General features: G+C 34.8%; 19 protein-coding genes and 2 pseudogenes. 12 read left to right on the top strand and 9 right to left on the bottom strand.

Features of this window, described 5'->3' with window-relative positions; genetic code table 11:
• Positions 1 to 29: 29 nt before the first annotated feature.
• Positions 30 to 167 carry a YqzM family protein gene (locus AC1DCY_RS13480; RefSeq protein ID WP_082337542.1) on the bottom strand — a complete coding sequence of 46 codons (138 nt, stop codon included), beginning with the start codon at positions 165 to 167 and terminating at the stop codon, positions 30 to 32.
• Between the two features lie 164 nt (positions 168 to 331).
• On the opposite strand from AC1DCY_RS13480, the gene holA reads away from it, so the two are divergent.
• Positions 332 to 1,342 carry a DNA polymerase III subunit delta gene (gene holA, locus AC1DCY_RS13475; protein ID WP_477351074.1) on the top strand — a complete coding sequence of 337 codons (1,011 nt, stop codon included), beginning with the start codon at positions 332 to 334 and terminating at the stop codon, positions 1,340 to 1,342.
• A 149-nt stretch (positions 1,343 to 1,491) separates the two neighbouring features.
• On the opposite strand, the gene rpsT is transcribed toward holA, so the two are convergent.
• Positions 1,492 to 1,740 (bottom strand): 30S ribosomal protein S20, encoded by a 249-nt coding sequence (gene rpsT / locus AC1DCY_RS13470; protein WP_049667760.1) that lies wholly within the window; start codon positions 1,738 to 1,740, stop codon positions 1,492 to 1,494.
• Positions 1,741 to 1,902: 162 nt separating this feature from the next.
• On the opposite strand from rpsT, the gene gpr reads away from it, so the two are divergent.
• The 5 genes from gpr to AC1DCY_RS13445 all read left to right on the top strand — a co-directional run bounded on the left by gpr (position 1,903) and on the right by AC1DCY_RS13445 (position 8,244).
• On the top strand, positions 1,903 to 2,919 hold the full coding sequence (gene gpr, locus AC1DCY_RS13465) for a GPR endopeptidase (protein WP_477350859.1): 1,017 nt from the start codon (positions 1,903 to 1,905) through the stop codon (positions 2,917 to 2,919).
• Positions 2,920 to 2,977: 58 nt separating this feature from the next.
• Positions 2,978 to 3,874, top strand: a complete 897-nt coding sequence (gene spoIIP, locus AC1DCY_RS13460) for a stage II sporulation protein P (protein ID WP_477350857.1) — start codon at positions 2,978 to 2,980, stop codon at positions 3,872 to 3,874.
• A gap of 530 nt (positions 3,875 to 4,404) precedes the next feature.
• Positions 4,405 to 6,306, top strand: coding sequence for an acyltransferase family protein (locus AC1DCY_RS13455; RefSeq protein ID WP_477350856.1), 1,902 nt, complete (start codon positions 4,405 to 4,407; stop codon positions 6,304 to 6,306).
• 469 nt (positions 6,307 to 6,775) lie between these two features.
• Positions 6,776 to 7,954: a formamidase gene (gene fmdA / locus AC1DCY_RS13450; RefSeq protein WP_477350854.1), complete on the top strand. Its 1,179-nt coding sequence runs from the start codon at positions 6,776 to 6,778 to the stop codon at positions 7,952 to 7,954.
• A gap of 20 nt (positions 7,955 to 7,974) precedes the next feature.
• Entirely contained in the window at positions 7,975 to 8,244 is a 270-nt protein-coding gene (locus AC1DCY_RS13445; protein ID WP_477350852.1) for an FmdB family zinc ribbon protein, read from the top strand.
• Between the two features lie 307 nt (positions 8,245 to 8,551).
• On the opposite strand, the pseudogene AC1DCY_RS13440 reads toward AC1DCY_RS13445, so the two are convergent.
• A pseudogene (locus AC1DCY_RS13440) lies at positions 8,552 to 8,834 on the bottom strand (hypothetical protein); the annotation flags it as partial.
• Between the two features lie 546 nt (positions 8,835 to 9,380).
• Here AC1DCY_RS13440 and lepA point away from each other — a divergent pair.
• On the top strand, positions 9,381 to 11,207 hold the full coding sequence (lepA, locus tag AC1DCY_RS13435; protein ID WP_477350850.1) for a translation elongation factor 4: 1,827 nt from the start codon (positions 9,381 to 9,383) through the stop codon (positions 11,205 to 11,207).
• A gap of 107 nt (positions 11,208 to 11,314) precedes the next feature.
• On the opposite strand, the pseudogene AC1DCY_RS13430 reads toward lepA, so the two are convergent.
• Both AC1DCY_RS13430 and AC1DCY_RS13425 read right to left on the bottom strand, forming a co-directional pair.
• Positions 11,315 to 11,614: pseudogene (locus AC1DCY_RS13430) on the bottom strand (tyrosine-type recombinase/integrase); the annotation flags it as partial.
• A 43-nt stretch (positions 11,615 to 11,657) separates the two neighbouring features.
• Positions 11,658 to 11,918: an N-terminal phage integrase SAM-like domain-containing protein gene (locus AC1DCY_RS13425; RefSeq protein WP_477350848.1), complete on the bottom strand. Its 261-nt coding sequence runs from the start codon at positions 11,916 to 11,918 to the stop codon at positions 11,658 to 11,660.
• A 325-nt stretch (positions 11,919 to 12,243) separates the two neighbouring features.
• On the opposite strand from AC1DCY_RS13425, the gene AC1DCY_RS13420 reads away from it, so the two are divergent.
• Positions 12,244 to 13,020, top strand: coding sequence for a CsxC family protein (locus AC1DCY_RS13420; protein ID WP_477350847.1), 777 nt, complete (start codon positions 12,244 to 12,246; stop codon positions 13,018 to 13,020).
• 865 nt (positions 13,021 to 13,885) lie between these two features.
• Here AC1DCY_RS13420 and AC1DCY_RS13415 read toward each other — a convergent pair.
• Positions 13,886 to 14,521: a GDSL-type esterase/lipase family protein gene (locus tag AC1DCY_RS13415; RefSeq protein WP_477350845.1), complete on the bottom strand. Its 636-nt coding sequence runs from the start codon at positions 14,519 to 14,521 to the stop codon at positions 13,886 to 13,888.
• Positions 14,522 to 14,907: 386 nt separating this feature from the next.
• Positions 14,908 to 15,066 carry a YjcZ family sporulation protein gene (locus tag AC1DCY_RS13410; protein WP_477350843.1) on the bottom strand — a complete coding sequence of 53 codons (159 nt, stop codon included), beginning with the start codon at positions 15,064 to 15,066 and terminating at the stop codon, positions 14,908 to 14,910.
• 649 nt (positions 15,067 to 15,715) lie between these two features.
• Here AC1DCY_RS13410 and AC1DCY_RS13405 point away from each other — a divergent pair.
• From AC1DCY_RS13405 to AC1DCY_RS13395, 3 genes are all read left to right on the top strand, one after another.
• Positions 15,716 to 16,468, top strand: a complete 753-nt coding sequence (locus AC1DCY_RS13405; RefSeq protein WP_477350841.1) for an alpha/beta hydrolase — start codon at positions 15,716 to 15,718, stop codon at positions 16,466 to 16,468.
• A gap of 353 nt (positions 16,469 to 16,821) precedes the next feature.
• Positions 16,822 to 17,286 carry an NUDIX hydrolase gene (locus tag AC1DCY_RS13400; RefSeq protein WP_477350839.1) on the top strand — a complete coding sequence of 155 codons (465 nt, stop codon included), beginning with the start codon at positions 16,822 to 16,824 and terminating at the stop codon, positions 17,284 to 17,286.
• A 41-nt stretch (positions 17,287 to 17,327) separates the two neighbouring features.
• Positions 17,328 to 17,549 carry a hypothetical protein gene (locus AC1DCY_RS13395; RefSeq protein ID WP_477350837.1) on the top strand — a complete coding sequence of 74 codons (222 nt, stop codon included), beginning with the start codon at positions 17,328 to 17,330 and terminating at the stop codon, positions 17,547 to 17,549.
• A 396-nt stretch (positions 17,550 to 17,945) separates the two neighbouring features.
• On the opposite strand, the gene AC1DCY_RS13390 is transcribed toward AC1DCY_RS13395, so the two are convergent.
• Both AC1DCY_RS13390 and AC1DCY_RS13385 read right to left on the bottom strand, forming a co-directional pair.
• Entirely contained in the window at positions 17,946 to 18,470 is a 525-nt protein-coding gene (locus AC1DCY_RS13390) for a SpoIIIAH-like family protein (protein WP_477350835.1), read from the bottom strand.
• 485 nt (positions 18,471 to 18,955) lie between these two features.
• The gene (locus tag AC1DCY_RS13385; RefSeq protein ID WP_477350833.1) at positions 18,956 to 19,990 is read right to left on the bottom strand and encodes a YdcF family protein; all 1,035 of its coding nucleotides are present in this window, start codon (positions 19,988 to 19,990) and stop codon (positions 18,956 to 18,958) included.
• 439 nt (positions 19,991 to 20,429) lie between these two features.
• Between AC1DCY_RS13385 and AC1DCY_RS13380 the strand changes: the two genes are divergently transcribed.
• A complete protein-coding gene (locus AC1DCY_RS13380) occupies positions 20,430 to 20,939 on the top strand; it encodes a GNAT family N-acetyltransferase (RefSeq protein ID WP_477350831.1) in 510 nt (169 codons plus the stop codon).
• Positions 20,940 to 21,257 lie beyond the last annotated feature (318 nt).

Here is a 21,257-nt window from a genome sequence, read left to right as displayed (position 1 = left end):
AAGGTCTTTTCCTCGTACATTACATTTAATTATCTAGATGCTACTTCTACTACTATTGCGATGATAAACATAACTGCAAACATTCCGAATGATACACCGAAGCCAACTCCAGAATCGATTGCATCATTGCGGCGGCATTGTATGTTTTTTCCTTCAAATGGATTCATTGTTATCCCTCCAATTCTGTTATTTATTATAAGACATCAATTTCATAAAAGCTATATCGAAAAGGAGAATTTGCCATATGGCAAAGAATCGACACAATTCGGTCAAAGTCACAAAGGAATTCAAATCATGTATACTAGTAGTATTGCTAGATGGAGGGAAAATTATGATTTCAACGGTATGGAATAATATCAAAAAAGGAGAGCTCTCACCAGTGTATTTACTCGTGGGTGAGGAAGGCTATTTTATAGATGAAACAGTTAAACGGTTAAAAGAAGCGATAGGACCCGAAGAAGAGATAGAGATGTCAACATTTGATTTGGAAGAAATGCCAGTGGATGCCGTTATGGATGAAGCAGATACAATTCCTTTTTTCTCTGAGCGAAAGCTTATCATTGCTAAAAACGCATCCTTTTTAAAGGCAACCGAAAAAGGAAAAGAAAAAATTGACCATGATATTAAACGCTTAGAAACATGGCTTGCTAACCCTTCTGATTTTTCAGTAACAGTTTTTATCGCTCCTTATGAGAAATTGGATGAACGTAAAAAAGTGACAAAGATGATGAAGGAGCATGCGTTATTAGTCCAAGCTGAAACACCAAAGGAGCAGGACTTAGCTGTATGGATACAGAGTAGAGTTAAAGCAGAGGGCAATAACATTACACAAAATGCGATTGAGCAGCTTGTCGCAATGGTGGGACCGAATATGCTACAGTTGCAAATGGAAGTTGAGAAGCTAACGCTTTATGTAGGAGATGGTGGTGAAATAACTGCTACGCTAGTCGAGGATTTAGTGGCGAAAACGTTAGAGCAAGATGCCTTTAAAATGTTAAATGCTTATTTTGCGAATGATTCAGTAGGGGCACTGTCTATTTATCACGATTTACTACGTCAAAAGCAAGAACCTATCATGCTTGTTGGTTTGCTTGCATCAAATGTACGTAGTATGTCAAATGTGTTTTATTTATTAAAAAAGGGCTATCATCAACAGCAAATCGCAAAAAATTTAAAAATTCATCCTTATCGTGTCAAGTTGATGGTTGAGCAGCGTAATCGTCCATCTGAGGAAAGCTTATTGAAGGCGTTATATCAGTTAGCAGAGGTTGATTTACAACTGAAATCAACAGGAGGCAATCGTGAACGTTATTTAGAACTCTTTTTACTGCGTCAACTTTAAGGATTGTTTAGAAAAAAACATCTATTGATGAGCTGTCCGAGACAATAGGGGCAGCTCTTTAAAATGAAGTTACGACATGTTGTAATTGATTTTCTTGTAAATTAAAAAGATCAGCTACTCTTAATAGAGTAAACTGATCTTTATAACAATTACGCTTTTTTAGCAAGGCGAGACTTTTTACGAGCCGCCGCGTTTTTGTGGATAAGTCCTTTTGAAGCTGCTTTATCTAAAGATTTGTAAGCTGCTTGTAAAAGTTCTTGTGTGTTTTCAGCTTTAGCAGCAACAGCGTTTTCAGCTTTTTTCACTGTAGTACGCATTGCAGATTTAGCTTGAGTGTTAGCAGCGTTAGCTTTTTCGTTAACTTTTACGCGTTTAATCGCAGATTTAATGTTTGGCATATGTTTCACCTCCTAAAATAGGTACGAGATGATATCTTCTCATTGATTTCTTGTGTCAATACAACAAAAATCATTTTAACAAACGCTTGGACAAATTGCAATAGATAAATGCAAAGAATATTTACTTGACAGTTTGAACAAACTACAGTTGAGGTGAACTGTATGCAAAATTTTAATTGGCAACGTACGGATTTGATTGATGAGTCTGAAGAGGTTGTTTTACATCAAACAAAAGAGCAAAAAGATACGCTTAAAGAGTCGAGTGGTGTTCAAATTGAAGATCGCACTACTGGTCGGGTAAAAATCACTGATGTGCTCGTTGATGCAGAAGGTGAGAAGCAAATTGGAAAGAAGAAAGGGCAGTACATTACTCTTTCTGTACCTACTTTGACGCTAGAAGATCAGGATGGATTTGAGCAGCTTGAGAAAGAATTACTTGTAAATTTTAAAAAGATGCATGAATCCATGTCATGGAAAGAAGATGACAAAATTTTAATTATTGGTTTAGGGAATCGTACAATTACACCAGATGCTATAGGACCGTATCTTATTGATCATTTGCATAGTTTAGATGTAATAGATGAAAAATTCGTTATGTATGCGCCTGGTGTAACGGGGCAAACAGGATACGAGACTGGTGAATTTGTAGCTGCTCTGGCAGAGCGTCTTAAGCCTAAATTAATTATTGTCGTAGACGCACTCGCAACTAGAGCTAGTGATCGCTTATGTAAAACAATTCAATTAACGGATACAGGGATACACCCTGGTTCAGGTGTAGGAAATCAGCGTAAGGAAATTTCATATGAGATGCTTGGCATACCTGTTACCGCAGTTGGTATCCCAACAGTAGTTGATGCACCTGTTCTAATTGCGGATGCTGTAGAGGTAATGCTACGTTCTATAGCTGCACGAGTGGCAGAGCGGAGTAAACCTTCATCAAAATTGTCATTGTCGTCATGGCAACCAGATATAAATAAAGAACTAGATATGTCTTTAGTAGAGCCGATTTTTGGTGAATGGGCTACGTGGTCTAAAGAAGAGCGTCAGCAATTGTTTGCAGAGACTTTCGCAGCCTCGCATACACAGCTGATGGTCACGCCAAAGGAAGCCGATTATTGGGTAGATAAGTATGCAAAAATGGTGTCCACTATGCTTATGAAATGGGCAAATAATCTATAATTTTTTTCGTTCTAAAAGGCACACCCCCTCCATACGATATGTGGAGGAGGGTGTGACTTTGCTAAAAAAACTACAGTGGTCATTTGGTTTATTATTGTTCTTCTTCGTATTACCTGTCATTGCTGGGCAACTTCCGTTCAACAAGCAAGCATCGACTCCGATTAAAGAACCAGAGGATAAACAAGTCGTGTATGCCGCTACTAATTTAGCTGAACAAAGTGCACTGGAGCAGACAAAAGAGGAAACTAAAGAGGAAACAAAAGATCAGACGCAAGATCAGCCACAAGATCAAACACAAAATCCAAATCAAACACAAAATCCATTTAAAGTATTGTTATTATTTACGCATTCACAGGAATCATATCAACCAATGGTAAAAGCTGCTAGCGGGAAAGCCGCCGTTTATGATGAAAAGACAAATATTTATAATTTAAAAGATACTATTTCTAAGCATTTTAGCATGAATGGTATACAAACGGACGTTTTAGATGTTGATGTTATGAAGGAACTAAAACTAAAAGGGAAAACTTTTCCATATGCTTACAGTTTTGTGCGTCCTTATTTAGCAAAACGTTTACAAGAGCAATCCTATGATTTAGTTATTGATTTGCATCGGGATTCTGCCAAGAAAGATGCGACAACTTTAACACATAATAACGAATCATATGCACGGATTGCAATTGTCATCGGTGCAGAGCATAAGAATTATAGATGGAATACTGCTTATGCAGAAAGTCTATCTGCTGCGATGAATGAAATTGTGCCAAAGATTTCTAGAGGTGTTATATCAAAAAGTGGTGACAATGTAGATGGACGTTATAATCAAGATTTAACAAAGGAAATGATATTAATCGAACTAGGTGGAATTGACAATACAGAAGAAGAATTGAATCGTACAATTGCTGTAATAGGAAAAGCTATATCAAAATCCTTCATTACAGGAAAACAAGAATAAGTTAAATTTGGAATTGGCGAAAAGCTGGATTTTTTTATAGCCTTCTTTTTGCCAATTTTCTTTTGAGACGTTGCACTTGGACAAAGTATGGAAATTGTATGATTGTTAGCAAAAATACCAGGAATTTTTTTTAGAAAAAATAGTTGTTAAGCCTTTTAATTATTCATTTCTTGCCTTATAATTTTCGAGTCAGCACATAAAGATTTGACGATGAGTTGTAAAGGTTTTGTAGCGGCATATGCAATAGGCGAAATACGCTTTTAAAGCATCTACCATTTTGGAGATGCTTTTTTGATGGATATAATTAACCTTTATTTTAAAAGGATGAAGGAAACATACATATGAGAAGTTATTTTCGAGTAGTTTGTGATCAAAAATATCATTTTATGTAAACTTTTATTGATACTCATTCGTCATTTATATAAGTGAATGCACCGAATCATTAGTTAAAAGGGGACGATATTGGCTTTATACTAAAATTTACACTATAAAAAGGTTTGTAGATTATCGGAAGAAGAGGAAGGAATATTATGTCAGGCAAGTCAGTCAATCATCGTTATATCCCCGGGTTAGATGGGATTCGAGCTTTAGCAGTACTAGCTGTGATAGCTTATCATTTTAACTTCCAATGGGCCAGTGGAGGGTTCCTAGGAGTTGATATCTTTTTTGTTTTATCAGGTTACTTAATAACCTCTACTATTTTACCTTTAAAAGGAAATCAGTTAACAGTAGGGCTAGGTAAATTTTGGATTGGGCGATTTCGCCGCCTATTACCTGCTGCGTACGTAATGATTATTACTTCATTCGCTTGGGCTACCTTATTTCATAAGGAACTTCTAAATACATTGCGCGGAGATGCAATTTCCTCTATTTTTTATTCAAGTAATTGGTGGTTCATTTTTCATAAGCTCTCTTATTTTGATAGTTTTGGATCCCCTTCACCTATAAAAAATTTATGGTCTTTAGCAATTGAGGAACAATTTTATCTTATTTGGCCAATTCTGTTAATGCTAGGGCTTTATCTTGTTAAAAAACAGAGTAAATTAGCCATTTTTATCTTTATCGGTGCATTATGCTCAGCTGTGTTAATGGGCATACTGTATGAGCCAGGAGCTGATCCTAGCCGTATATATTACGGGACAGATACAAGATCATTTGAATTACTTATAGGCTGCTGGCTAGCTCTCGTTTGGCCGATGAAAAGACTATCTTCTCAAAAACTATCTACTGACCATGTCAATAAACTAAATGCTATAAGTTTGATTGCTTTTAGTATTTTCATTTTATGTATTATTTTTGTAGATGAATATCAAACTTTCTTATATAGAGGAGGCATGTTCCTTTTCTGTTTGAATGCAGCAATATTAATAGCGTGTGTATGCCATCCAATTAGCATTTTAGGAAAATTACTTTCTTTGAAGCCTCTACGTTGGATTGGTTCAAGATCGTATGGAATTTATCTATGGCATTATCCGATAATGGTATTGGGTACTCCAGTCCATGAAATAGGTAATCCTGCATACTGGCGAGTTGCTTTACAGCTAGTTCTTATTTTGATTATTGCAGAATTATCGTATCGTTTTATCGAAATGCCAATAAGGAAAGAAGGATTCCGCTCCTATTATCGACAATATCTTGTATTTAATAAAGATAGATGGGGCAGCTTTTCATTTTCTAGAAAAATTTCTACAGTGCTTGTTCCACTATTCCTTCTAGTATTTTTTACTGGGATGACAGGCGTTGTAGGAGAAGAACAAACGCAATCAAAAGAATCTAAGCCAACAGAAATTAAAATAAATGGAAATGGTGGAGAACAACTTCCGAAGCATAATGATTCTGTAGCGGAAAAAGAAACTACAGAAAGCGATTCTTCAAATGTTGAGAATGACAAAACTGAAACTAGCCCTCAATCGGACAAAGAAGAACCTGAGCAAGGAGAAAATGATACAACTGCTAACCCTAATGAATCCTATAATGGTATTTTAGCAATTGGAGATTCTTTAATGATAGATATTGCTACAAGCTTGCATAATATCTATCCTAACATTACCATTGATGCAAAAATTGGTCGTCAAGTTTCACAAGCTGTCGAACTGGCACCAAATTATGCTAGTTTTAATCAGCCGAATAAAGCAGTTATTATTCAACTTGGCACTAATGGTTTCTTTACGAATGATCAGATCGATGCACTACTTGAAGCTTTCTCAAATGCAGATATTTACTTAGTGAATACTCGGGTACCGCGTTCTTGGGAAGGTAAAGTGAATTATTCATTACAACAAAAAGCTCAAGAGCATGATAATATTACATTGATTGATTGGCATTCGGCTGCTATCAACCATCCAGAATTTTTTGCTCCAGATGGCGTACATTTAGAACAAAAAGGTGTTAATACGTTAACAGACCTTATTCAACAAACAATAAATATATAATTAGTAATAAAATATCCAGAGTGCACGTAAGTGTATCTGGATATTTTTTTTAGGAAAATCTTAAGCACTCTTTCGAGATTTTCATTCTACATTTGCGTCCCAATGTTAATACTGTACTTTATTGTCGGTACATATTTTCATAAAAAAGGAAAGATTAATGATCCTAGTTACAAACCATTTTTAGATGCACAATAAATGACAAAGAAATTAAATAATCCAACTATATATAAATAGTTGTTTGCATCCATTTTTCTGATAAAAAATCAGAATATTAGGATGAGTTAAATGGATACTGAATGTGTGAGGTTTTTAAATTAGAAATAATACATTTGACTGCCCTCGATTCATTCTAGTTTTTGGTTGCTCAACCGAAAGATAGAATATTCGAAATAATTTGACATCGCTATTTATCCTTGATAATATGAAATCGCATACATCACTTACATAAAAACTGGGGGGAGTAAATAAAATGGTGAAAACTCTGTACAAACTAGATTTAAGCAAATCAATGGAAGAACAGGCACATCCTGGTCACAATCGATGGCACCCAGACATACCAGCAGCATTTTCAGTAGATCCAGGCACTTCTTTTAGAATGGAATGTAAAGACTGGACAGATGGACAAATTAAAAATGATGATAGTCCAAATGATATTCGAGATGTGAATCTTGCACGTGTTCATGTGTTGAGTGGACCGGTCTATGTGAACGGCGTTGAACCTGGAGATTTACTTGTCGTAGATATTTTAGATATTGGTACTTTTCAAGATTCGGCGTGGGGGTTTAACGGCATTTTCGCAAGAGAGAATGGAGGAAGTTTCTTAGTTGACGAATTTCCAGAAGCAGCTAAATCAATCTGGGATTTTGAAGGCATTTATACGACTTCGAGACATGTACCTGGTGTGAAGTTTGCTGGGATTATCCACCCTGGCTTAATAGGCGTTGCTCCCTCTATGGAACTTTTGCAAAAATGGAATGAACGAGAAAAAGAACTTATCATGACCAACCCAGACCGGGTTCCAACGTTGGCTAATGCACCGACTCCGGAGAGGGCAGTACTCGGCACATTAAAAGGGGCTGAGTTTGATCGAGTAGCTAAGGACGGAGCTCGAACAGTACCACCAAGGGAAAATGGTGGGAACTGTGATATTAAAAATCTATCTAAAGGGTCGAAAATCTTCTTCCCAGTATTTGTGGAGGGAGCGAAGTTATCGGTAGGAGATCTTCATTTTTCACAAGGGGATGGAGAAATCACATTTTGTGGTGGTATTGAAATGGCAGGATGGATTGATCTTAAGGTGGATGTCATTAAAGGTGGCATGGAAACCTATAAAATTTACGAAAATCCTGTATTCCAACCGGGCCCAGTAGATCCAAACTATAATGATTTCCTCGTTTTCCAAGGGATTTCAGTAGATAATAAGGATGGGAAACAACATTATTTAGATGCTAATCTTGCGTTTCGTCGGGCATGCTTGAATGCCATTGAGTATTTAAAAACGCTGGGTTATACAGGTGAACAAGCCTATATGCTGCTGAGTACAGCACCAGTTGAAAGTCGAATCAATGGCATAGTCGATGTTCCAAATGCTTGTTGTACCATTGCAATCCCTACAAAAATATTCGATAAAAATATTATGCCAAAATGATAGGATAAGGAGGTTTATTCTTGCCTAGTTACACATTTCGTTGCAATGATTGTGGAGATTTTACGTTATTTTTTAAATCAATGGCAGGGAATAAAGACAAATCAACTTGTCCTATTTGCCAATTAGAGTCAAATCGGGTCTATTTTGCACCGAATGTGTATTCACTTTCGAGAGCGCTTAGTTCGCAAATCGAAAAGGGAATGGAACCGCAAATTATGAGTCGAGAAGAATTAGGGACCAATAAGCCAAGGAAAAAGGCGGGCGCAAATCGACCGTGGCAATTCGGGTAAGCACCTGTTGCTTTACTGAATATATTGGATAAAGATACTATTCTATCATTCAGCGAAGGCGCCTACTGTGGTAGGCGAAAATAATAAGACTGACAGTAGTTTTCTGTCTAGTTTATTGCGGGTGGTATCCCCAAGCGTTGTCGGTAGGATTTTTTATCAGATCCCGACAGAAGACTCCCACTCCAAGCGTTAGCTAAATGGCGAGTAGTACAATTCAACGTATATTAATCATCTCTAAACGACAAAAAAGCTGATTGCCCGTTGCAAAATGGCCAATCAGCTTTTGATGTAGTCTTGAAGTGCATTATCAAAGCGCTAAGCAGTTTAACAGCTGGCCTGGACATAACTTAGACATATTTCTGACAAACGGAGGGGCATAACATTCGTTATTTAAAGTAATTTGTTCGATTTCTAATAATAAGCTAGAATCGTAGCATAATCCGCGAATATCTTCATAAATCATCAGTGTATGGATCTCTAACCAATTCCAACAAATTTCTCCTAATATGCCCGTGGATTTGATCATTTTCATCTGTGAGGAAGAGGTTGATTTCTTGATATCTGCCTCGCAAATCTTCTGGAAAATGTTTTTAATTTTTATTATTAATCGGATAAACAATGGCATGTCTTTTTAGAAAATGGTATTTTACGTGATAAATATGTAGATAAATGCGAAAGATGTTCTGTACATATTCCTTGGACAAATATGTACAGTGCTATATTTATAAATAAAGATTAACTTTGTTCTAACTGTAGTTATTTAGAAGATAAAGTTACCTTCCACAATTATCTGTGAAGGGTTATCTAATGTACCTAGAAATGCACTGTGCCAAGCAGTGCTATTTTTTATGTAAGTGAGCTATTCTTATAATTTACCAACAAAAAAGACCGAAGCAATTAACCTCAATCTTTCTTACTCACGCATTCCTGTACACACGCTCGCCGTATTTTATTAGCCCCAATCTAGCCCCAAATAGCCCCGAAATCATGCTGTAATATACATTAACCTGCAAAATCTAAAAATCGCATAAAACACTTACAAGTATTGATGTAACAGGCTTTCTAGACTAGTTGTTGTTGTACTTTGCATATCTTTCATAGTATAATTTATTATAGTTTAATTAGGAGTGGAAAAGATGAACCGAGAAGCACGTTTAAAAAGACAAGAGAATATACGAAATTTCTCTATTATTGCACATATTGACCACGGGAAATCAACGCTTGCTGACCGTATTTTAGAGCAAACGAAATCATTAACATCTCGTGAAATGAAAGCACAGCTCCTTGACTCAATGGATTTAGAGCGTGAGCGAGGCATTACGATTAAATTAAATGCAGTCCAATTAAAGTATGAAGCGAAAGATGGCGAAGTGTATACATTCCATTTAATCGACACACCGGGACACGTCGATTTCACATACGAAGTATCACGTAGTTTAGCTGCTTGTGAGGGCGCAATTTTAGTTGTAGACGCAGCGCAAGGTATTGAAGCGCAAACATTAGCAAATGTTTATTTAGCACTTGATAATGACCTAGAAATTTTACCAGTTATCAATAAAATCGATTTACCAGCTGCGGACCCAGAACGCGTTCGACAAGAAGTTGAAGACGTAATCGGGTTAGATGCTTCTGAAGCGGTTTTAGCTTCTGCTAAAGCCGGTATCGGGATAGAAGATATTTTAGAACAAATTGTGGAGAAAGTACCTGCACCAACTGGGGACCCAGATGCACCGTTACAAGCCCTTATTTTTGACTCTGTTTATGATGCTTACAAAGGTGTTATTATTTCCATTCGAGTTATGAATGGTACAGTAAAACCTGGCGATAAAATTCGTATGATGGCTACTGGAGCAGAATTTGAAGTTATTGAAGTAGGGGTGCATACACCAAAAGTTGTATCACAGACTGAACTAACAGTAGGTGACGTAGGCTATTTAACAGCATCCATTAAAAATGTAGGTGATACTCGTGTGGGGGATACAGTAACATTTGCCAATCGCCCTGCAGGTGAGCCATTAGCAGGTTATCGTCGTTTAAATCCAATGGTATACTGCGGATTATATCCAATCGATACTGCGAAATATAATGACTTACGTGAAGCGTTAGAAAAGTTAGAACTTAATGACTCTGCACTTCAATATGAGCCAGAGACATCACAAGCACTAGGATTTGGTTTCCGCTGTGGCTTCTTAGGGCTTTTACACATGGAAATCATTCAAGAGCGTATTGAGCGTGAGTTTAACATTGATCTAATCACAACAGCGCCTTCTGTAATTTACAATGTTCAAATGACGGATGGATCTACAATTAAGGTTGACAACCCGTCATTTATGCCGGATCCTCAAAAAATTGATCGAGTGGAAGAACCATATGTAAAAGCTACAATTATGGTACCAAACGATTATGTAGGAGCTGTTATGGAGCTTTGTCAATTAAAGCGCGGTAATTTTATGACAATGGATTATATTGATACGACACGTGTCAGCATTATTTATGAAATGCCGTTATCAGAAATCGTTTATGATTTCTTTGATTATTTAAAGTCAAATACGAAGGGCTATGCTTCATTCGACTATGAACTCATTGGTTATCAGACTTCAAAACTAGTGAAGATGGATATCTTATTAAATGGTGAGCAAGTCGATGCACTAAGCTTTATCGTACACCGTGACTTTGCGTACGAGCGCGGTAAAGTAATCGTTGAAAAATTGAAAGAATTAATCCCACGTCAACAATTTGAAGTGCCAATTCAAGCAGCAGTTGGTCAAAAAATTGTGGCTCGTTCAACAATTAAAGCTATGCGTAAAAACGTATTAGCGAAATGTTACGGTGGGGATATTTCTCGTAAACGAAAACTTCTTGATAAACAAAAAGAAGGTAAAAAACGTATGAAACAAGTAGGTTCAGTTGAAGTACCACAGGAAGCATTCATGGCTGTTCTGAAGATGGATGATTCGAAGTAATTCGGTAATGACATGATCAGGGTTTGTAACGTACTTTAATTTATATAAGGGTTAAATGGTGGGGCTCTCCACCAATTCCCCACCATAAAAAAATACGTGAACAATTCTTATATATCTTGAGCGAATGAATCAAAGATGTTTGTAGCATCTCTGGCCATTTTCTTAGTGAGGTGGACATAGCGATCTTCTGTGACGGTTCTGCTATGTCCCAATCTTTTTTGTACAGTTTTAACAGGTATACCAGTATATGTGTGACGCAATGTGTGATAGTTATAATTAATGTTTAATTTTTCACTAATTTTTCTAGTATTATATTTGATGACACTTGGCGTACAATGTTCGCCATTTTCTTTTTTACATACATAATCATGTTCTGGATCCTTTTTATAAAACTCACCGCACTTTAAACGATTTTCAAGTTGTCTTTTTTAGTGCGTCTTAAGCTTTTGGTTAGAGCATTACCAAAGGGGATTGTTCGATAACTAGCCACACTACGCGATTTAAAGATTTGCTTAAGATACCTACGATTATGTTTAATGTTTGATGAGCAAAGCCTTCACGTGTTGTTAAATTAATAAACTGTTGTAAGACATGAGTGGTTAAAGATCTTACTTTATATTTACCTAGGTGAGGCAAGATGTGATTCTTTATTACACCCTCATAATTGAAGTACGTATTCGGTTCTAGTTTAAGGTCAACATATTCCTCCATCCAAAAACTTAAGTCCTGTAATGTAATTTCTTGTGGTATAAATACGGTTCCAGCATTTTCGTACTCTAATATCTTTCTTCGTAATATTGCTTCTGCTTTTGACTATTATTTTCTTGAAATTCTCCAGTCAAAAAAGGTAACTAAACAATTACAACTAGGTGCTAAAAATGGTGAGTATCTAGCATTTTGATGTTCATTCTAAAAAATCCCTTTTTAAAAATCAGAAAAAACTAGTATACACGTCTATATATAGAATTAATCGCTACATATTCTAGCAATATAGAGAGCGCTCTCTAATACTAAAAAAATGAAAAGAGGGAATTTTTTGAGTGATCCATTAGATATTCAAGTTAATCAAGTTGAACCTTGTCCAGTAACATCAACAGAACAAATACCATTAACTACTGCTACTACTCCAGTAGTCGCTACACCGTTAGTGACTCCAACTATTAAAGTTCCAGTCGTACTTGCAGAACCAACACTTCAAATTGCTGTGGAAGCGGATATTACGCTTAGTCCTGCAGCAACTGAAATCAAAAGAGTGAAAAAAAATATATTCTTAAATCAAGTGAAACTAGTACCTGTTGCTTTTGCACGTATTGGCAACACTGACTTTTTTGCGGTAACAAGAGCTAAATTATTTGTAGCAGGAAATATTCGCAAAAATATAGAATATGCTACTGCAGCATGTAACGCTCCACTCCAAGATAGAATTGCCGATGTTCCGTTTTCAGGTTTTACAGACCTTACTTTCCCACAAACACTAGGAGGCCCTACACCGATTTTAGGAATTTCCGAGTTTGCCGAAGCGAACTTCCTTAATGAAACTACGCAAATGGATGCTAGATTGGATAAAGCGTTCTTCCAAAATCTAGTTAAATACAATGAACAACCATTTGGAGAGTTAGTAGCTGCAAACTTCTTTGAACTTGATTTTTCACCGGTGATGGCAGCACCAGAAGGCACTTTCGACACATTACGTGAAAAAATCGTGCTAGAGCTTACTGTAAAAGTACTACAAGTTCAACAAATTCGCCTTGGAGCTGGCACTAATGTTATAACTCCTGTTCTTACAGGTCTTACTCCTCCAGTTAGTCCTTAATAATTTCTAGTTTTTAGAGGAGCAGAACAAATAAAATACGTAGTTCACTGCAACAAAATGTAATCGAAAAAACAACCCTGTAATATTTAATGGGTACTAATAAAAATCAAATATTTGAGTGGGCAGTTGAAAGCTCGGCTAAATCAACTTTCAACTGCCTTTTTGCAATTTAATAACCAAGATGTATTAGACGGTGTGTAATTAAGGGAAGGCTAGAGGGTTGCAAAAGGGCATTTTTCAACAGTTCCTGAAAAATATATTGAACAAATTAAATCTACAGAACGCACAATAAAAAGATTTATTCATCAATTATTAGATCAATCGATTTAAAAGCCTTACATAGATGTTAATAGACAGAGATATTATAAAGACCACTCCAGTGTGTGACGGTGTGCTGCCCACCATATGTAGAGAATAAAGCACGATAAAAGCAAAATATCCATAAATAAAATTTAATGAAAAAACAACCGACAAATCCTTATATATCAGAGAATTGTCGGTTAAATAGAAATATAAAAAGATAAACTTGAATATACATTTCCATAAGAAGCAATCATGGCTGTTCTGAAGATGGATGATTCGAAGTAATTAGGTATATCAAGGGTTGGATAGTATTAGCCTAGTGATATGAATAAGTGTTTTTGGGAAATTGCCACCCGTTTGAAATTTAAATTCATATGGCACATAAAGGTTTTTAGCAAATGAATCAAAGATGTCTACAGCATCTCGAGACATTTTCTCTGTAAGATGGACATAGCGGTCTTCGGTAATAGTTGACCTGCTGTGTCCTAATATTTTGCTAGAAAAACAATAAGTAATCGCTCATAAAACAAAAAGGATTAGATTATACTTACAGCCTTTAGCCTTATAATGGGGAATATCCGAGTCTGCTTAGAGCTAATGCTATTTGATAATATCCCCTACTATTAGGATGAACGCCTCCTGATGATAATAAAACTTTTTCATTCCCCTTAAATACACTATAGATATCAGCTACTTTAACATTCAATTCCCGACCAAAACTACTAATCAATGAATTAAACGCTTTAATCGCCTCATCTGCTATAGGAATATCGAAAAATGGATTGTATAAATTCTGTAACCGTAAAATGTATTTATCTTGTTTGTCTAGATGGTGAATTTTTTCTAATATTTTTGAGATGTTTTTCCCTGATTTTTTTATAGCATGAGAAATACCTTCTCCGTTTTTATTTATTAAAAATTCTTTAGCAGCGTTTATTAAATCATCCCCTCCGGCTGTTATCGTGATGATATTTGCACAATTTACAGCTTTCGTAACAATTGGGGCATTGAGCATAGTTAAAACATCCTCTGTCGTTGCTCCTGACCTAGCATATTTTTGATAAGAGATACGCTTTTTTAAAATTTGCTGGCTTAGACATCTGTAATATTCAACAAATCCAGGGTCTAAAAACGGAGTACCGATACCCACAGTGAGGGAATCGCCAATTGCAAAATAACGTAAATGATTGAAATCCATATTTCACCTCAACTAATTATTTATAGTCGTAAAAGATGAATAATAAGAATAAGGAAACGATGCCTAGACAAAGATAGCAATTGTCATCACAAAGAATCGGTAAAAAATTATATCTTAACTAAATTATGCTGAAACATACACAGATGTATCAATTAACTTATAATATCAACTTTTTTAGAGATTATAAAAACCTTACTTATTTATGATAAGGTTCTCCGCAGTGTTAAGGATTGTTAGGCACAAATTGTTCGAACTATTAATGTCGTTGTGGTTGGTACAGTTAGCTTATAAAGTATAAATTTGAGGAAAGAAACGATTAAAGGGTCACTAGGCTTGAAGCAACCCTTTAAATATATGGTAAAAATTAGTAGTGTTGTATTGATGTGCTAACAGTCTTCTCTATTTATGAAAGTAGCGCCAATAATAATTAGAAGAATGAATAGAACAACAAGCAGCGTAAATGATGAACCGTGGCCACGACTATATCCACCATCACACCCACAGTAACAGTTGTTAAAATTACCCATGTTTCCGTAGTATCCCATAAAAAAACCTCCTTTCTACAATATATAATATGTTGGCTGTAGAGAAGAAGTGGGATATTCATCCATTCAACAATAGGCATTTAAGCAAGCCAGTAATATTTTTGGGATAAGACAATAAAAGAAGGTCACTTGGGATTGGAGTGACCCTTAATACAAAAGGAGGAAAATTGCTTTACATTACTATTACTATGAAGTAAAAGTTATTTAGCATAGTGAATAGCCTGTAAAATATAAAATAAAAACTATAGCAAAATAAGCTAGATAATCTGAAATCGCAGTCACTCCAGCTACTAATATAGGAGTAGATAGTATATTCATCTGTAAAACTTCCACTCCATCCAGTAGGCATGAATTAAATAATCTATAAAAGACCACTCCGAATATGTTGGGGAGTACTCAATTAATTTTGATTCCGGGCTTTGTCTTTAAATAAAACTTTAAGCAATGTAGAAAAAATGTTTATTTGCTTATAAAACCCCTTATAGGATTTTCCTTAGCTAGTTCCATACATTAAGAGCGTTTTGTGCCATTTTACAACAGACATAATGAGATTAGCGTGATGGTCTTCCACAATCTATAAATAATAGATCGGGTACTTTAGATAATTGGCTACTTTGGTAAAGTATCTTTATACTGAGAATAAGTATTTATGAAGAAAGGTTTTGGTTTTGTGATAAAGATACTTCCTGCTAAAGAAATTTACCTAAAAGGTAATAATCACGCTGTATTACTTTTACATTCGTTTACAAGCCATACTAGAGATATGAAGAAGGTTGCTATTGAAATTCATAAAAAAGGTTACACATGCTATGCACCACTTTACCGAGGACATGGGTGTGCTCCAGAACAGTTACTACAATATAACGTAAATGACTGGTGGCAAGATGTTGTGAATACATATCAATTTTTAATTAGCGAGGGATTCCAAAAAATTTCTGTTATAGGTTTGTCTATAGGCGGGATATTTACATTGAAACTTGCAGAGATAGAAAAAATAGAGCGAGCAATTGTATTATCAGTACCGATCGATAGGGAGCCAGAACGAATCAAAAAAAGAATTATAAATTACGCATACAATTACAAAAAAGTAGAGGGGAAGTCTACATTTCAAATTTCTCAAGAAATTGATACGTTTAATCACATGTCCTTAGATACATTAATTGTATTTCAACAATTTATTAAGTCTACCATCCAAAATCTTGATAAAATATCAGTTCCAATTGCAATTTTTTATGGTGAACAAGACGATGAATTGTACTCACATAGCGCTAATGTTATTTATAATAATGTCAATTCATATGTAAAAAAGATTAAAGGTTATAAAGAATCCAAGCATTTAATGACATTAGGTAAAGATCAAGAGGAACTAGTAAATGACATTTTGAAATTTTTTAATTGTTGAAGAAGAATTTATTTGTAATCTCTATAAAAAGACCACTTCAAATGATAGGGTCTGTCTGTATCTATCTATTTAAACTCTCTATCACCAAGCTGTATGTAGAAAATAAAGCTCGACGAAATCAAATTATCACTGAATAAAATTAAATTTTGAAGCTTTTCTGTATTGGTAATTTATCGCATTCAAATAGGGAGTTTGCAGAAAAAGTTCCCGGGAAAGGGGCAAATAAAAGTGGTTATTTGGTGCGTAGATAGGAAAGAATCGATTTTTACAATGTAAACGGAAAAATTCAAACTTAAACTGCTATTAGATTAAATATTTTATTTAATTTCAGTAACGACAAAGGGGTGTATTAATTGAGTGAAATCCCAATAAGATGTACAGGAGTTGCAACAGTTTTATTAAAAAGAATAGAAAATGAATATAAAGTTTTACTCTTAAAAAGAGCTACTGCGGTGCTACGTGATGTATGGTGTTACATTGGAGGTGGGATTGAAAAAGACGAAAGTGCTTGGGAAGCTGCTTTAAGGGAAATAAAAGAGGAAACTGGGATTGAAAAAGTTACATTATATACATCTAATAAATTTGACCAAATATATTCACCGCAAGAAAATTATATTTATATTGCACCCGTATTTGTTGGGTTTGTAGAAGATCAACAAGTTGTTCAATTAAATTATGAACATAGCGACTACCAATGGTTACCGTTTGACAGGGCGATAGAGACTGTGTCTTTGCCTGGAAATGATGAAGTGCTTAGGTCTATTGAAAAACATTTTGTAATGAGAAAACCACCTAAATACTTACGTGTTGGGAAATAAGTTTTATTTTAATAGAATAATAAATTGGAGAAGATATACAAATGCAAAATATAATTCGTATGTTAACACCTGCAGATTTAGAGCAAGCATCAAAGGTTTTTACAAGTGTTTTTAATGCAGCTCCATGGAATGAACCATGGAGTTTACAAACATCTTATAAACGATTGTTAGACATAAGTATGACTCCAGGATACATAGGAATCGGTTATTTTCATTCTAATGGTCAAATGATTGGATTTTTAGCTGGAAATGAAGAGCAATAGGCAGATAGCAAAAGCTTTTACTAAATTTAAATAAGCCAAAAAAGATTACATGATGAGGGACTGTCTTTTGATTTTCCTATTATATCCCAACTTTATGTAGGAATGAGAGCTCGATAAAATCAAATTACCATTGTTTAAGAGGGAGTGGAACTGAAGAGTCTTGGAAATCCACATTCACCACTATAAAAAATCCTCTGCAATGTCTAAAAAAATAACTTTTGCCTCTTTGTTATATATCATTAAAAATGGCTCATCATCAATAATGGAGATGCATTTGTGAAATCTGTGCTATGTAAGTTGATTTTCGTTCCGACTGAACGCTCCCAGGAAAGTGCCCAGTCGGACTCCCAATAACGCTGTTTTTCTTAAAGAAAATGAAAACCCTTATTTCTTTTTTTAATAATTATTTGCGCCGAATTTAACTTGCACATTTGCATCCTCGCACTCTTTTTTTACCAGATAGATAATCTCATTTGCTTGGAATTTTGATACTTCCTTAGCCATCACTGTTACGGAAACGTCTTTTCCTTTTATTCGTACTAAAGCATCGGGAAAGCCTAATGATTTAATTTGCTTCTCAAGTATTGCTTCTGTAGATTCTTCTTTATTGAGAGTATCTATTTTAATAGAGGCATTATTTTTTTCTTCAACAAAATACTCATCTGACGTTATTGTTTGCGTTAATTTTTGACGAAGCTGGTTTCTTTCGTTACTAACTTGAAGGCGAGCTTCTTCAAATAATGAGCTAGGAGAAGATACTTCCTTCGTCACATTCTGTATTGCTGCTTTTTGACCTGTATCTACAGACAAGGTAATATCCTCTTTTGGTTGTTTTGTAGAATCCATCAAATAAAACACTGAAATAACCGCTACTAGAGTTAATAATGCAAGAAACCAAGACGATTTTTTTTGTAAATGCATTCACTTGCCCTCCATCAATAAATTTGGTGAAATACCACTAAGCATCTTTTCAATGTCTGTTTCATGAGAAATTTATAAATGAATAAAACGAAAATATATGCAAGTAACAGTATCGTTTATTATAATGGCAAGAAGTAAGTAATAAATGAGCTTTAACTGGTTATTTTGGACATATTCAAATACTACTCATTTTGATTCCTACCTTTATTTTTAATTATAAATATGCCAGCAGTTATACGAAAACAACTCATTCTGTATGTCCGATTTGTAGAAGCTGCTTTAACATCTTTCAGCAATTATTTTCTGTAGCGAAAGCAAAGTGTCAGCTACAAATGTTTTATGTAACGTAAGTGAAACGGCAGTTACAAATGTTTTATGTAACGTAAGTGAAACGGCAGTTACAAATGTTTTATGTAACGTAAAAATAAAAGAGTACTAGAATATTACGATTCAGTACCCTTTTGTTGATTAATTTTTATATTTAACTATAAGAATAATAAGCCAAATAAAGAAAGGAGTAGAGAAATTCCGAGAACCACCCCAACAACTTTCATATGTCTTTTCCGTCCCATTACAACAATTGCAACATACTCACGAACCATTGCATTGGGCCAATAATAAAATGCTGTTTTTGAGCCGATACCTTGGCTATTTAGACCAGCTTGTCTAGCGTATAGACCAGCACGGAAAAGGTGGAAATTATTCGTTGTAAAGATGCTGTTGTGTGTACCATCTGGTTTTAAAGAATCCATAATTCGTTTCGAAAATAACAGATTTTGATATGTATTTACAGAACGATTTTCTTGCACAGTATGCTCAATAGGAATCCCTTTTTCAACAGCGTATTTTTGCATCGCTTCCGCTTCAGGCAAATTTTCATCGGGACCTTGTCCTCCGGAGAAAATAATTGTTGGTGGTGTGGTAACCGCTGCTTGTTTCTGATAAAAATCAATTGCTTTATTAATTCTACTTGCAAGAAGTGGTGGGACTTTATCGTTAATTAAACCACTGCCTAGTACGATGATAAAATCTTGGTTATACTTTGGTTTATTAAACTGATAGAGGAAATATGCAGATAGAAAGTTTGATAAATGAATCAAGAAATAAAACATTATAAGCGATATTCCACCAAACATAGGTTGAAATATATTAGATAACAAACTGGATGGACTAATAATTGGCATGACAATAAATAATAAAATAATAATAGCTACAATTAAAGTTAATGAATTTGCTAAGCGTCTTCCTTCTCTTTTCATTAAAATTCTTGCATTAAGAAATAGGGCGAACATTAAAGCTACAATTCCAAAAGGTATAATAAAGAAAAGTGCTATTAAAGGAATAATAACTAAAAGCTTTATAATATTGTTTTCAGATGCTAAAGAAACAATCGTACAAAATAAAAGAAATGAACAGAAAAAAATATTAAATAAAAAGCCATTCACTATTTTTCTGGGATCTTTCAAGTAAGAATACAGAAAAATAAAAAATAGGATAAGCGGAATAATCCCAAAATACATAAAAACCCTACACCTCGCCTAGATAGTTTTGATCGTTTTATATTTAAACTCCTATATATTAGCATAGATTTTTGAAATTACATCCTTTTTACGTAATCCTTACATAAACCTTAAAAAATAATGTTAATTACACAAGAAAATTATTGCCTCATCATCAAAAGTTGTGGATGACATTTGTTAAAACGTATGCCATTTATCTTCATTCAGTAGAAGAATCCTATCTCTAAAGGGAGTGAGATGAATTCGTCTTTGCAGTAGGTGTTCAAATGACTACTGAAATAGAGGAACTCAGTCTAAGAACGCCACGTTCTGTGACAATTTATCTGTGCGAAAGCAGAGCGATAGCAGTAATTACGCCATGGCTATGAACTAAATTTTTATGTGTTTGGTGAAATTATGAAATTTAAAAAAGGAAAAACAATTCAAGGAGGGCACTATATTGATAATTATGGAAACAGAAAGGTTAGAAATACGAGAACTAAACGATGATGATATTTCTGTCCTATATTCAATTTTTTCAGATGCTGAAACAATGAAATATTATCCGTCCCCATTTAATTTAGAACAAACAAAAAACTGGATCGAGAAAAATAAACAAAGATATCGAGAAGATGGTTATGGTTTATGGGCTGTATGCTTAAAAGAATCAAATGAAATAATTGGAGATTGTGGACTCGTTAAACAAATAGTTGATGGAAAAACTGAAGTGGAAGTGGGATACCATATTCAGAAAAAATATTGGTCTAAAGGATATGCAACTGAGGCAGCTAAAGGTTGTATGGAGTATGGATTTTCACATTTAGGACAAGAAAAATTAATCAGTATTATAGATCCTAAAAATGGACCATCAATTCGTGTAGCTGAAAAAAATGGTTTAATGAAGGAAAAGGAGTCGTTTATCTTTAATAAAATTCATCATATATATTCAATACAACTTTCAGAAATTTAATTGATGATAATTGTATATTTAGTAAAAATAAGTTGTGATTGTAAAAAGTGAAGACTAAGTGATTACAATTACAGATTTTCCGAACGAGAAAGCCTATGTATGGTGTAGCCCGTCTTTAGACATAGGATGAAAGTGAGGTCAGACAAGAGGTAACTAGTGCTACTTTAAGTGTCTGAAAGGGTGTTATACTTCATCTATAGACTAGTAAAAGTCTATAAAACACGCTCGTTCATTGAAAATTGGATATTGTATAAGGTTCGATAGCCTAATTCATGCTATCGGTAAACCAATATGTGTCGTCACGAAAAAGACGCTAAA

The organism is Lysinibacillus sp. 10T31 (assembly GCF_056394365.1).
The sequence above is the reverse complement of the archived record's forward strand: the minus strand, read 5'-3'. Positions and strand labels throughout refer to the sequence as shown.

Bases quoted from the DNA above. Each gene is read 5' to 3' on its own strand.
- AC1DCY_RS13480 (WP_082337542.1), bottom strand. From the start codon at position 167: ATGAATCCATTTGAAGGAAAAAACATACAATGCCGCCGCAATGATGCA.
- holA (WP_477351074.1), top strand. From the start codon at position 332: ATGATTTCAACGGTATGGAATAATATCAAAAAAGGAGAGCTCTCACCA.
- rpsT (WP_049667760.1), bottom strand. From the start codon at position 1,740: ATGCCAAACATTAAATCTGCGATTAAACGCGTAAAAGTTAACGAAAAA.
- gpr (WP_477350859.1), top strand. From the start codon at position 1,903: ATGCAAAATTTTAATTGGCAACGTACGGATTTGATTGATGAGTCTGAA.
- AC1DCY_RS13455 (WP_477350856.1), top strand. From the start codon at position 4,405: ATGTCAGGCAAGTCAGTCAATCATCGTTATATCCCCGGGTTAGATGGG.
- fmdA (WP_477350854.1), top strand. From the start codon at position 6,776: ATGGTGAAAACTCTGTACAAACTAGATTTAAGCAAATCAATGGAAGAA.
- lepA (WP_477350850.1), top strand. From the start codon at position 9,381: ATGAACCGAGAAGCACGTTTAAAAAGACAAGAGAATATACGAAATTTC.
- AC1DCY_RS13425 (WP_477350848.1), bottom strand. From the start codon at position 11,918: ATGGAGGAATATGTTGACCTTAAACTAGAACCGAATACGTACTTCAAT.
- AC1DCY_RS13415 (WP_477350845.1), bottom strand. From the start codon at position 14,521: ATGGATTTCAATCATTTACGTTATTTTGCAATTGGCGATTCCCTCACT.
- AC1DCY_RS13410 (WP_477350843.1), bottom strand. From the start codon at position 15,066: ATGGGATACTACGGAAACATGGGTAATTTTAACAACTGTTACTGTGGG.
- AC1DCY_RS13405 (WP_477350841.1), top strand. From the start codon at position 15,716: ATGAAGAAAGGTTTTGGTTTTGTGATAAAGATACTTCCTGCTAAAGAA.
- AC1DCY_RS13395 (WP_477350837.1), top strand. From the start codon at position 17,328: ATGCAAAATATAATTCGTATGTTAACACCTGCAGATTTAGAGCAAGCA.
- AC1DCY_RS13390 (WP_477350835.1), bottom strand. From the start codon at position 18,470: ATGCATTTACAAAAAAAATCGTCTTGGTTTCTTGCATTATTAACTCTA.
- AC1DCY_RS13385 (WP_477350833.1), bottom strand. From the start codon at position 19,990: ATGTATTTTGGGATTATTCCGCTTATCCTATTTTTTATTTTTCTGTAT.